Source organism: Sandaracinus amylolyticus, assembly GCF_000737325.1.
Taxonomy (GTDB): Bacteria; Myxococcota_A; Polyangia; order Polyangiales; family Sandaracinaceae; genus Sandaracinus; species Sandaracinus amylolyticus.
On the sequence record NZ_CP011125.1, the window covers coordinates 7,565,918 to 7,577,654 of the forward strand.

Here is an 11,737-nt window from a genome sequence, read left to right on the forward strand (position 1 = left end):
TCCCGCTCCGTGCGACGCAAGCCCGGGACCGACTGGCCCATCGCGTTGCTTGCACCACGTGCACCCCCACCCCATGTTCCGCGGCTCGGGACGGCGACCGATGACCACCACGAAGTTCCCCACTCTCGCGTTCGGCACCCCTCGCAAGCTGCCGCGCGCGAGCGAGCTGGCGGGCCGCGTCGTGGTGCTCGACATCGCGTTCGCCGCCGAGGGCTCCGGCGCGAGCTTCCAGAAGGTCACGAAGAAGCTGATCGACGGCCTCGGTCCGCGGCTCGCGATGTGGATCGATCACCACGATCACGTCTTGCACGAGCAGTTCCGGAGCGATCCGCGCTTCGTGCTCGCGACGAAGGCGCAGCACGGCGCTTGCCCGGAGATGGTCACGCCCGAGCGCGTCGCGCAGGCGGGGCCCATCGACACGATCTGCTGCCACATCGACTTCGACGGCCTCTGCTCGGCGGCGAAGTGGATCCGCGGCGGCGTCGAGCCCTACGAGGGCGCCGACGACGATGCGCGCGCGATCGACACGCGCATCGGTACGCCGAGCGAGCGCGCGCTGCTGATCGATCGCGCGCTCCGCGCGCGCCCGCGCGACGACGCCATGAAGGGCCTCGTCGTGCGCTTCCTCGCGACCGGCGCGACCGATCGCGAGCTCTTCGGCCCGATCCGCGCGGCCGCCGACGAGCTGCGCGCGCTCGAGGACGAGGCGCGACGTCTCGCGAAGGGCTACGAGATCGAGCGCGACGTCGCCGTCGTCGACGCGCGCGGCGCGCAGACCTACTACGACAAGACGCTGCTCCTGCTGCTCGGCCAGGAGCGCGCGCGGATCTCGGTCGTGCACGACGACACGACGGTCACCGCGGCAGCGCGCTTCGACAGCGGCGTGGACCTGCTCGCGCTGCTCGGCCTCGAGGGCGGCATGCCCACTCGCGTGAGCCTCCCGCGCGACCGGCTCGGCGACGTGCTCGCGAAGCTGCGGCGCTGACCGGTCCGGGTCTGGCGTCCCGGTACTACGGTTGATCGCCAAGGGGCGTGGTGCTACACGCCCTTATGGCACTCCCTCTCTCGTTCTTCGAACGTCTCCCCAAGACCGACCTGCACGTCCACCTCGACGGGTCGCTGCGTCTGGAGACGATCCTGGAGCTCGCGGAGCAGGACGGAATCCAGCTCCCGGGACGCACCCCTGCCGAGCTCGCGAAGGCGATGCACCTCGGCGAGAACACCGGCTCGCTCGTCGAGTACCTCAAGGCCTTCGACGTCACGCTCAAGGTCCTGCAGACGGAGGACGCGCTCACGCGCGTCGCCTTCGAGCTCGGCGAGGACTGCGCGAAGGAGAACGTGCGGTACATGGAGGTGCGCTACGCGCCCATGCTCCACACGCGCAAGGGCCTTCGCCTGACCACCGTCGTCGAGGCCGTCCTCGAGGGCCTGTGGCAGGCGAAGGAGAAGTACGGCATCGAGTCGAACGTCATCATCTGCGGCATCCGCAACATCTCGCCGCAGAGCTCGCTCGAGATGGCGCAGCTCGCCGTCGCGTACAAGAACCGCGGCGTCGTCGCGTTCGACCTCGCGGGCGCCGAGTACGACAACCCCGCGAAGCACCACCGCGAGAGCTTCCAGCTCGTCCGCGACAACAACATCAACGTCACGATCCACGCGGGCGAGGCATACGGGCCCGAGTCGATCCACCAGGCGATCCACGTCTGCGGCGCGCACCGCATCGGCCACGGATGCCGGCTCCGCGAGGACGGCGACCTGCTGCACTACGTGAACGATCATCGGATCGCGCTCGAGTGCTGCCCCAGCTCGAACGTACAGACCGGCGCGGTGCGCGACCTCGCGACGCACCCGATCAAGCTCTACTACGACCTCGGCCTGCGCGTGACGGTGAACACCGACAACCGGCTGATCACCGACACCACGGTCTCGAAGGAGCTCTGGCTCTGCCACACGCAGCTCGGCATGACGCTCCCCGAGATCAAGCGGATGATCCTCAACGGCTTCAAGGCGGCGTTCCTGCCGTTCCACCAGAAGCAGTCGTTCCTCCGCCGCATCGCGCGCGAGCTCTCGGCGTTCCCCGACGACGAGGCCGCAGTCCTCGCGTCGGAGCCCGGGCTCTCCGCGACGATCGTCCCCGAGGTGACGCAGCCCGCGAGCACCGGCACCGCGTGAGGTGACGCGGCTCTTCGACTCGCACTGTCATCTCGACGCCCCTGCGCTCGACCCCGATCGCGACGACGTGATCGCGCGGGCCATCGAGCGCGGCGTCGACGGCGTGCTGGTCCCCGCGGTGTCCCCGGAGCGCTGGGACGCGCTCGCCGCGCTGCGCGCGCGATGGAGCGCGGTGCGGATCGCGATCGGCGTGCACCCGTACGTGATCGCGTCGTGCGCGGTCGACGATGCGCTCGCGACGATGGAGGCGCGCGCGACGGCGCTCGGCGCGGTCGCGATCGGCGAGTGCGGCTTCGATCGTCGCGTCGCGATCGACCTCGCGCGTCAGAGCGAGATCGTCGACGCGCACGTCGAGGTCGCGCGCGCGCGCGAGCTGCCGATCGTGCTGCACGTCGTCGGCACGCACGGCCTCGCGCTCGAGCGCATGGAGCGACACGGGCCGCTGCGCGCGGGCGGTGTGGTGCACGCGTGGAGCGGGCCCGCCGAGCTCGTCGCGCGCTGGGTCGCGCTGGGCTTCTCGATCGGCATCGGGCCCGTCGTCACCTGGGCGCGCGCGCGGCGGGTGAAGGAGAGCGCGCGCGTCGTGCCGCTCGAGCGCCTCCTGGTCGAGACCGACGCGCCCGACGGGCACCTCGAGGGCGCGACGCGCGGAGAGCCCTCGGACGTGGACGAGGTCGTGCGCGCCGTCGCCGCCGAGCGGGATGTGCGCGCGCAGGAGTTGCGCGTCGCCACGTGGGCGAACGCGATTCGCCTCTTCGGCTGAGCCAGCAGCTTCGGGCGAGCGACCTCCAGGAGCCGCGCCGAGGCCGTGATGCCCGAGACGACCGCGACCGAGCACGAGCAAGCCGGTCGGGGGGAGGGGGTCTTCCAAGACCCCTCCGCCAACGGAGCTGCAAGCGGGGCTGGGGCCCCGCGCGCAGCGTTTGGGGTGGGGGCCCCGATCCGGCTCCGCCGGTCGGGGGGAGGGGTCTTCCAAGACCCCTCCGCCAACGGAGCTGCAAGCGGGGCTGGGGCCCCGCGCGCAGCGTTTGGGGTGGGGGACCCCGATCCGGCTCCGCCGGTCGGGGGGAGGGGTCTTCCAAGACCCCTCCGCCAACGGAGCGCAGAACGTGCGCGCGGCGCATCGCGTGCGCCGCGCACGGCTCAGCTCGCGAGCCCCACGAGCGCGTAGACGAGGCCGAGGACCATCGAGATCGCCACGAAAACCAGGCCCGGCGCGGGCAGCGGGGCGACCGGAGCGGTGGCGGCGGTGACCTGCGGGACGTGCTGGCGCGACTGCATGGAGCATCGGTCGAGCAGCTTCCATGCCCACGGTGCTCACCGCCGAGGCACACCCCTACGCCAGGAAGGCCTCCGCGCGAGCGGCTGCTATCCTGGCCGCCCTCATGCCGTTGCCGTTGGTCTCCGCCGCGAACGACTCGCCCACCGATCTCCGCACCGAGGAGGCGCCCGAGTCGACCTACAAGACGCATCGCCGCTTCGATCGCGCGGCGCGCCTCTTCAGCGAGCCGGGGCTCCATCGCTTGATGGGCGCGCGCGTGCTCGTGTTCGGCATGGGCGGCGTCGGCTCGTTCGCCGCGGAGTCGCTCGCGCGCAGCGGCGTCGGGCACCTCACGCTCGTCGACTTCGACGACGTCTGCGTGACCAACACCAACCGCCAGCTCCACGCGATGCGCGGCAACATCGGCAAGCCGAAGGTGGAGATCATGGCCGAGCGGCTGCGGCTCGTGAGCCCGACCGCCACCGTCGAGCCGGTGCGTCGCTTCTACCGCGAGGAGGACGCGGACGAGCTCCTCGCCGGGCGCGTCGACTACGTGATCGACGCGATCGACAGCATCGCCGCGAAGGTCCACCTGCTCGCGACGTGCGTCACGCGCGGCATCCCGATCGTGTCGTCGATGGGCGCTGCCGCGCGCATCGATCCCACCCGCGTGCGCACCGCCGATCTCGCCGACACCGAGGTCTGCCCGCTCGCGCGCGACGTGCGCCGCCTGATGCGCGTGAAGCACGGCATCGAGGTGAAGCGCGGCCGTCCGATCGGCGTGACCGCCGTGTACAGCGAGGAGACGCCGATCGCGCCCGCGCCGGTCTCGTACGACGAGGGGCAGGGCTTCGTGTGCGTCTGTCCCAACAAGGACAACGGCATGTACACGTGCGAGAAGCGCGCGCGCATCGACGGCTCGGCGTCGTTCGTCACCGGCACGTTCGGGATGGTCGCGGCGAGCGTCGCGGTGCGCGCGCTCATCGGATGACGAGCGCCATCGTGCCCGACGTCGTCGCGCGGTCGGGCGCTTCCGCGTTCTCGACGTCGGCGGTCATCAGCACCACCACGACGCTGTAGACGCCGGGCTCGGTGAGCGCGCACGGCAGCGGCGTGACCGCGTCGATCGAGCTGCCGCCGCGCAGCGTCGGCTCGAGCGGGAGCCGGCGGGGCGCCGCGTTCGCGCAGCCTTCGACGACGAGCGCGTCGCGCAGCACGCTGACCTGCGCCCACGTCGGGCCGAGGATGATCGGCTCGATGCTCCGGTTGCGGATCTCGAGCTGCACCAGGTAGTCGTCGCCGCTCGGGATCGGCGGCACCGGCGAGCGCCCGTGCACGCGCACCGCGAGATCGTCGCGGTCGGCTGGACGCGCCTCGACCGTGGGCGTGATCTCCTGGGGCGCATCGTCGCGGTCGGGACCTCGCGGCTTCGATGCGGTGTCGCGCGTTGCCGCGCCTCCGGCGCACGCGACGAGCGCGAGCGCGCAGAACGTGAGGATCGCCGTGCGCACGCCCGCGCGCAGTGCACGTCGCTCGCCAACTCACGGCATCAGCGCGCGCACCTCGTCGACCGCCTCGGCGCGCCCCTCGACGTCGCCGTCGATCGCCTCGAGCTCGCGCAGGATCGCCGCGACCGCGCCCGCGTCGTCGTCGAGCTCGGCCGCCCGCGCCCGACCGACGAGGCACCGCACGATCGCCGCGTCGTCCTCGAGCGCGCGCCACGCGTCGATCGCGCGCGCGTACGTCGCGCCGGCCGCGGCCGCGTCGGGGCGCGCGAGCGCGACGTCGGCGCGCATCTCGATCGCGAGCGCGACGCCCTCGTCGTCCTCCTCGTCGCGCGCGCCCTGCTCGGCGTGCGCGAGCGCGTCGTCGGCGCCGTCGAGCGCGCCCGCGCGCAAGCGCGCCTCGCCGAGCGCGAGCCACGTCTCGGCGCCGCTCGATGCGCGCAGCGCGATCGCCCGCTCGAGCAGCGACGCCGCGCTCCCCGGCGCGCGCGCCGCGAGCTCGAGCTCCGCGCGATCCTCGAGCAGGTCCGCGAGCAGCTCGGGCGACGACGACGCGAGCGCGATGGCGCGATCGGAGAGCGCACGCGCGTCGCGCTCCTGCCCCTCGGCGCGCGCCGCCACCGCCGCCAGGCCGAGCGCCTCCGCGCGGACCTCGTCGCGCGCGCCGGGCCGCGCGATCGCGGGCTCCAGCATCGCGCGCGCGTCCGCGGGACGTTCGTCGTCGAGCGCGTCGTGCGCGGCCGCGATGATCTCCTCGAGCTCCTCGTCCATCGCGCGAGCCTCGCACAGGACGGACGGCTAGAGTGCGCGCCGTGGATGCCGAGCTCCTCGTCGCGATCAACGATCTCCGATCGCCCGCGCTCGATGCGGCGCTCGGTCCGCTCGGCGAGCACGGGTACCTGCTCTACCCCGCGTTCCTCGTCGCGCTGCTCGTGATGCGGCGGCGCGCCGTCGCGACCACCACGCGCGACGGCTTGCTCGCGTTCCTGCTCGCGCTCTTCGTCACCGAGACGTTCCTCAAGCCGCTCTTCGCGCGGCCGCGCCCCACCGCGATCCCCGAGCTCCTCGCGCAGCTCGACGTGCTCGGGAGCGTGCCGGGCGCGCGCTCGTGGTCGATGCCCTCGGGCACCGCGGCCGCGTGCGGCGCGGGCGCGGCGTGGATCTGGTCGCGCCTCGGATGGCGCGCCGGGCTGCCCGCGGCGATCATCGCGGTGCTCGCGTGCTTCGCGCGCCTCTACGCGGGCGTGCACTGGCCGACGGACCTGCTCTTCGGGGCGACGCTGGGGATCTTCGTGGCCCTCGGAGTGGATCGGTTCTCTCGCTGGGCCGGGTGATCGGTGGTGCGGCGTGAGGGGGTGGGTCCGGCGGCCGGGGTGCTCGCGGGCTGCCAGACGATCGCGGTCGGGATGTCGGGACGCGGTGGGCGCATCGCAGCGCGAAGCGCGCCGCGATGACTGTCGTGAGGCTGTGGTCGGCCTCGGCGAGCCCCCGTCGCACGAGGCCGCCGGACCCACCCCCTCACGCCTCGGTACGCGGTGTCTGCCGCCTCGCTGGCTGGGGTGGAGATGGCTCGCGACGGGGGCCGCGCTTCGCCGCGTCCCCGACGCTCGCGATCCGGGCTCCGCTTCGCGTTCGCCCCGATGAAGGGCGAGACGAGCGTTCGCGTGTAGCCCGGCTCGTGAAGCGGGCGAACGCGAAGCGCTCGCTCGATTCGCGAGACGGCCGCGAGCACCGCGACCGAGGCCATCCACGTCGCATCGGCGCCATCCTCCACGCATCTCGCGATGCGACCCATCGCGCAGGGGCTCTTCGCGATCGGCGCGACCCGTACTTCCCATCGCGCAGGGGCTCTTCTCGAGCGGCGCGACCCGTACTTCCCTTCGCGTAGGGGCTCTTCGCGATCGGCGCGACCCGTACTTCCCATCGCGCAGGGGCTCTTCGCGATCGGCGCCACCCGTACTTCCCATCGCGCAGGGGCTCTTCGCCACCGGCGCGACCCCTGCTCGCGGGCACGAAGGGGCTCCCGCGCCGGGCGCGACCCCTGCTCCCGATCGGCGCGACCCCTCGTTCCGACCTCGCAGGGGCTCTCTCCGACCTCGCAGGGGCTCTTTCCGACCGCGCAGGGGCTCTTCCGGACTGCGCCGCCCCTCTTCTCGACCGCTTCGAGTGTGCGGAACGATTGGAGATTTCGGCGCAGTCCCAGAATCGAGACATCAGCAGTCGGCGAGCAGCGCGGCGAGGTCGCGATCGTCGCGGCACGCGCGGCGGATCAGCGCGCGGAGGGCCGACCACTTCACCTTCTGGGCGTGCACCGCCGCCGCCTCGCGCGCCGTGGCCTCCGCGGCGCGCGGCGAGTTGCGCCCGCTCGCCGCGACCTCGGTCGCGTCCTCTCCGAGCGCGCGCAGCGCCGACGCGTCGAGCCCGCGCGCCGCGAGCGCGCGGACGATCCGGGGCCGCGACGCCAGCGTCTCGCACAGCGCCGCGAGGCCCTCGGCGCGCGTCGGGACGTCGCTCCTCTCGACGCGCTCGATCTTTCGGATCGTCGTCGCCTCCGACTCGCTCGTCGGCTCGACCGGGACGTCGTGGGTGCGCATGCGGTAGCGCGCGAACGAGAGCTTCGCGAGGAACGTCGCGTCCTCGCCGTGGCCCGCGACCTGGAGGTCGTGCGCCACCGCCGGCAGCGTCGCCGCGAGGTCGTCCTCGCGCTCCGTGACGTCCGCCGCGCTGCGCGCGCGCCCCGCGCGCTCGACGTGGTGCTCGGCGAGCTGCGCCTGCTGCTCGCGATCCGCCGCCTTGGCTTCGTCGCCGTGCCGGATGATCTCGTCGAGATCCGCCTCGGTCAGCCGCGCGCCGCGCAGCCACGCGCTCCCCCTCGCCTTCAGCGCGCGCGCAAGCTCCGCGCGCTTGGCGATCCGCGGTGTGTACCAGTCCGCGACACCCTTGGTCATCGCTCTGCCCCTCCTCGCGCCGGCCCCCGCCGGCACACGGAGGTCGGCTATCACGCAGGGCGACGGCGCGGCAAGGCGGCGGGCGAATTCAACGGCTCGCTGCGCAGCCGGCTCCCGTCCGTGCCCGAGACGGGCACTCCCGTCCGCCCGCTGCTTCGCGAGCACTCCTGTCGAGTCGCGAAATCGGATGCAACGCGGGGCGAGGTCGCTCCCACCAAGAGCCCCGTGCCGCGCCGATGGCTCGTGCTCTTCGCGCTCGTGTCCGCGCTCGCCTCGCCCGCGAGCGCGCAGGAGGCGCGCGTTCCCCCACGCGTGATCGAGCTCCCCGAGCTGGTCTTGCCCGAGGGCGCCGCGATCTCGGAGCTGGAGCTGGTCGTGATCGTCGCGATCGACGGCAGCGCGCAGCTCGAGGGGTGCGACCACGAGGCGAGCGTGTGCGACGCGGCGCGCGACGTGATCGCGCGCGCGCGCTTCGAGCCCGCGCGCGTCGGAGATCGTGTGGTCGCCGCGCGCGCCCGCGTGCTGCTGCGTCCGCCCGAGCCCGAGCCCGAGCCCGAGGCGCCGGCGCCCGATCCCGAGCCGCCGGCGAGCGAGCCGCCACCGTCCGAGCCCGAGCCGATCGCCGATCCCGGCCCGCCCGCGAGCGATCCGCCACCGCCCGAAGGCGAGCCGCTCTTCTCGGCGCGCGCGCGCACCCCGCTGCCCGCCGGCACGCGGCGCTTCGAGCTCGCCGAGATCCGCGACGTGCCCGGCGCATTCGGCGATCCCTTCCGCGCGCTCGAGGCGATGCCCGGCGTGACCCCCGTCGCCACCGGCGTGCCCTACGTCTACGTGCGCGGCGCGCCGCCCGCGAGCTCGCTCTACGTCTACGACGACCTGCCGCTGCCGATGCTCTTCCACCTCGGCATCGGGCCCGCGGTGATCCACCCGCGCATGCTCGGTCCGGTGCGCCTCCACGCGGGCGTCGCGCCCGCGCGCTACGGGCGTCATCTCGGCGGCGTGATCGTGGGCGAGGGCCCCGACCCGCGCGCGATCGATCGGGTCGCGGGCGAGCTCGAGGTGCGCCTCCTCGACGCGAACGGCTACGTCGAGGCGCCGGTGCTCGGCGGCGAGGTGATGGGCGCGGTGCGCGTCGGGTACCCGGGGCTCGTGCTCTCGCTGATCACCGACGACGTCGAGCTCGTCTACGGCGACTACCAGCTGCGCGGGCGCGTGCCGGTCTCGACGCAAGAAGAGCTGCGCCTCGTGTGGATCGGCTCGTTCGATCGCCTGGCGGTCCGCACCAGCGAGACCACGACGACGATCACCACCGTGCAGTTCCACCGCGGCGAGGTGCGCTTCGTGCGGCGGCTCGGCGGCGGCGCGGAGCTCGGGCTCGCGCTGCGCGCCGGCTTCGAGGAGAGCTCGGTCGGCACCGACGATCCCAACGCGCTCTCGCTCGCGATCGCGGCGACCACCATCGGGCCGCGGCTCTGGGTCTCGCTGGTGGAGGGGCCGGTGCGGCTGCGCCTCGGCGCCGACGCGATCGGCTCGTTCGGGCGCCCGCTGCCGCCCGTCGACGTCGGGAGCTTCGACCCGTTCCGCTACGACGGAGTGTTCTCGGACAGCGCGGTGCGCAGCACGTCGGGCGCGTTCGCCGAGCTGATCTGGGCGATCGATCCCACGTGGTCGATCGAGGTCGGCGGGCGCTTCGATCTCTGGACCGCGGGACGCTACGCGACGGGCGCGCTCGATCCGCGGCTGCGCGTGACGGCGCGGGTGCTCGACGCGCTGGAGCTCCACGTCGGCGGCGCGATCGTGCGACAGCCCGCGACCTTCCTGGTGCCGCTGCCCGGCGTGGCCGACGTGCCGCTGCTGCGAGGCCTGCAGACCGCCTACCAGGCGGAGATCGGCGCGCGCTACGAGCACCCGCTCTTCGAGGCGGAGCTCCAGCTCTTCGCGCACCGCTACGAGGGGCTCGCGTTCGTCGACTTCTTCCTGCTCGCCGCGAGCACGCAGGAGATCTGTGCGCGCCCCGGCGGTGGGTGCCAGCACATCGACGGAGTGCCGCGCACCGACGGCACGTCGTGGGGCGGCGAGCTCTTCGTGCGGATGCCGCCGTCGAACGACATCCCGGTCAACGGCTGGATCAGCTACACGCTCGCGTGGAACGAGATCGACGAGCTCGCGGGCATCGCGATGCGCCCGAGCTACGACGTGCGGCACCTGCTCAACACCGTCGTGCAGTGGCACGTGGTCGACGGCTTCCACGCCGGAGTGCGCGTGCTGGTGCGCAGCGGCGCGCCGCGCGGCGTGTTCTACCAGGACGAGGTCGGCGCGACGCAGCGGCTCGAGCGCGAGCTCGACGCGTACGCGCGGCTCGACGTCCAGCTCTCGTACGCGTGGGACGCGGGCTGGGGCCGGATGCGGGTGTCGCTCGACTGGCTCAACGCGAGCTTCTCGGAGGAGCCGATCGCGCTCTCGTGCGTCAACCGCAGCGACGGCCCTCCGACCGACTGCCGACAAGAACGGACCCCGCCGATCGTCGGCCCGAACCTCGGGCTGCGGATCGAGCTCTGAGGCCTGCCATGCTGCGCAATCCGACACTGCTGCTCCTGGTCTTCGCGCTCGGGTGCACCTTCGAGCTGAACGGGCCGACCCCGCGGATCGACGCGGGCCCGGACGAGATCACGTGCGAGCAGGCGGGCGACTGCGTGATCGGGATCGTCGCGGCGGGCCAGCGTCACACCTGCGTCGCGGTCGACCAGGACGCGGTGTGCTTCGGCGAGAACGCACACGGGCAGTCACGCCCCGAGGTGCGCGACGCGATCGCCGCGATGGGGCGGGTCGATCAGCGCGTCGACTCGTGGGGCGGCAGGCCGACGCTCTCGGCCGGGATGGCGCAGACGTGCGCGACGTACTCGGGATATCCGATCTGCTGGGGCCGCGAGGACGTCGTGGGCGGCGCGCCGAGCCCTCGGCTCGTCGCGCGCGGCGACGGCGTGTGGAACGGGATCGAGAGCGGCACGCTGCACCAGTGCTGGACCCAGGACGTGTTCGACGACGCCGGCGTTCCGGAGCGCCACCTGCGGTGCAGCGGCGCCTGGGACGGGCTGCGGTTCGGCGTCGCGGCGCCGGAGCCGGTCGAGCTCGAGCCCCCGGTGTCGAGCCACGCGTGGAACGGTCTCGTGGTCGTCGGCGGGTTCCGCACCTGCGCGGGCGTGTTCGACTTCGGCGACGGGAGCGAGGAGGCGTGGTGCTGGGGCGGCGTGCCGCCCGAGGGACCGTGGGAGGACGGCGCGTGGCGCGAGGCGCCGCACCGCGAGCCGCTCGGAGATCGCGGGATCAGCGCGCTCGGCGCGACCCACGCGTGTGTGCTCGTGTTCGACGAGGTGACGCGCGCGTCGAGCCTGGAGTGCTGGGGCGCGAACGAGCACGGCGAGCTGGGCGTGCCGCCCGGCGAGGAGCCGCGCGGCGCGCGGGTGCGCGTCCCGTTCGCGCTCGAGAGCCCCTCGCACGTGTGCGTCGGCGGCGAGGTGCGGGTCGACGACGGGGTGGTCTCGTACGGCGCGCCGCACACCTGCGCGCTCGACGCGCTGGGCGTCGTCTGCTGGGGCGCCAACGATCGCGGGCAGTCCGGCGCACCGCCGAGCGAAGGGGCGCTGGCGCCGCGTCGCGTCGAGGGGCCCACGCAGGTCGCCGCGATCGCGTGCGGCGGCGCGCACACGTGCGCCGCGACCATGACGAACGAGCTCTGGTGCTGGGGCGCGAACGAGCACGGCCAGCTCGGCTCGCCCCCGTCCGAGCCCCGCGCGCCCCACCGCGTGACGCTGCGGTTCCGCTGATCTCGACGCGACCGAGCGGGGCTGGGG

General features: G+C 73.6%; 11 protein-coding genes. 7 read left to right on the top strand and 4 right to left on the bottom strand.

Annotated features, from left to right (window positions below):
* The first annotated feature begins 100 nt into the window (after positions 1–100).
* The 3 genes from DB32_RS31910 to DB32_RS31920 all read left to right on the top strand — a co-directional run bounded on the left by DB32_RS31910 (position 101) and on the right by DB32_RS31920 (position 2,935).
* On the top strand, positions 101–985 hold the full coding sequence (locus DB32_RS31910) for a hypothetical protein (RefSeq protein ID WP_053239027.1): 885 nt from the start codon (positions 101–103) through the stop codon (positions 983–985).
* A 65-nt stretch (positions 986–1,050) separates the two neighbouring features.
* Positions 1,051–2,172 (top strand): adenosine deaminase, encoded by a 1,122-nt coding sequence (gene add, locus DB32_RS31915; RefSeq protein WP_083458041.1) that lies wholly within the window; start codon positions 1,051–1,053, stop codon positions 2,170–2,172.
* A gap of 1 nt (position 2,173) precedes the next feature.
* Positions 2,174–2,935 (top strand): TatD family hydrolase, encoded by a 762-nt coding sequence (locus DB32_RS31920; protein ID WP_053236428.1) that lies wholly within the window; start codon positions 2,174–2,176, stop codon positions 2,933–2,935.
* A gap of 380 nt (positions 2,936–3,315) precedes the next feature.
* Here the strand turns inward: DB32_RS31920 and DB32_RS47340 are convergent, their stop codons facing one another.
* Positions 3,316–3,453 carry a hypothetical protein gene (locus tag DB32_RS47340; protein WP_157069623.1) on the bottom strand — a complete coding sequence of 46 codons (138 nt, stop codon included), beginning with the start codon at positions 3,451–3,453 and terminating at the stop codon, positions 3,316–3,318.
* 104 nt (positions 3,454–3,557) lie between these two features.
* Here DB32_RS47340 and DB32_RS31925 point away from each other — a divergent pair, with 104 nt between their 5' ends.
* Positions 3,558–4,424, top strand: a complete 867-nt coding sequence (locus DB32_RS31925; protein WP_053236429.1) for a tRNA threonylcarbamoyladenosine dehydratase — start codon at positions 3,558–3,560, stop codon at positions 4,422–4,424.
* On the opposite strand, the gene DB32_RS31930 is transcribed toward DB32_RS31925, so the two are convergent.
* Both DB32_RS31930 and DB32_RS31935 read right to left on the bottom strand, forming a co-directional pair.
* Entirely contained in the window at positions 4,414–4,944 is a 531-nt protein-coding gene (locus tag DB32_RS31930) for a hypothetical protein (protein ID WP_053236430.1), read from the bottom strand. The genes DB32_RS31925 and DB32_RS31930 overlap by 11 nt on opposite strands.
* 30 nt (positions 4,945–4,974) lie before the next feature.
* Positions 4,975–5,709, bottom strand: coding sequence for a coiled-coil domain-containing protein (locus tag DB32_RS31935; RefSeq protein WP_053236431.1), 735 nt, complete (start codon positions 5,707–5,709; stop codon positions 4,975–4,977).
* Between the two features lie 41 nt (positions 5,710–5,750).
* On the opposite strand from DB32_RS31935, the gene DB32_RS31940 reads away from it, so the two are divergent.
* Positions 5,751–6,272 (top strand): phosphatase PAP2 family protein, encoded by a 522-nt coding sequence (locus DB32_RS31940; protein ID WP_157069624.1) that lies wholly within the window; start codon positions 5,751–5,753, stop codon positions 6,270–6,272.
* Between the two features lie 879 nt (positions 6,273–7,151).
* On the opposite strand, the gene DB32_RS31945 is transcribed toward DB32_RS31940, so the two are convergent.
* Positions 7,152–7,886, bottom strand: coding sequence for a hypothetical protein (locus DB32_RS31945; RefSeq protein WP_053236433.1), 735 nt, complete (start codon positions 7,884–7,886; stop codon positions 7,152–7,154).
* A gap of 225 nt (positions 7,887–8,111) precedes the next feature.
* Between DB32_RS31945 and DB32_RS47345 the strand changes: the two genes are divergently transcribed.
* Together DB32_RS47345 and DB32_RS47350 are read left to right on the top strand one after the other, a co-directional pair.
* Positions 8,112–10,445, top strand: a complete 2,334-nt coding sequence (locus DB32_RS47345) for a TonB-dependent receptor plug domain-containing protein (RefSeq protein WP_053236434.1) — start codon at positions 8,112–8,114, stop codon at positions 10,443–10,445.
* 8 nt (positions 10,446–10,453) lie between these two features.
* Positions 10,454–11,710: an RCC1 domain-containing protein gene (locus DB32_RS47350; protein ID WP_053236435.1), complete on the top strand. Its 1,257-nt coding sequence runs from the start codon at positions 10,454–10,456 to the stop codon at positions 11,708–11,710.
* Positions 11,711–11,737: the final 27 nt, after the last annotated feature.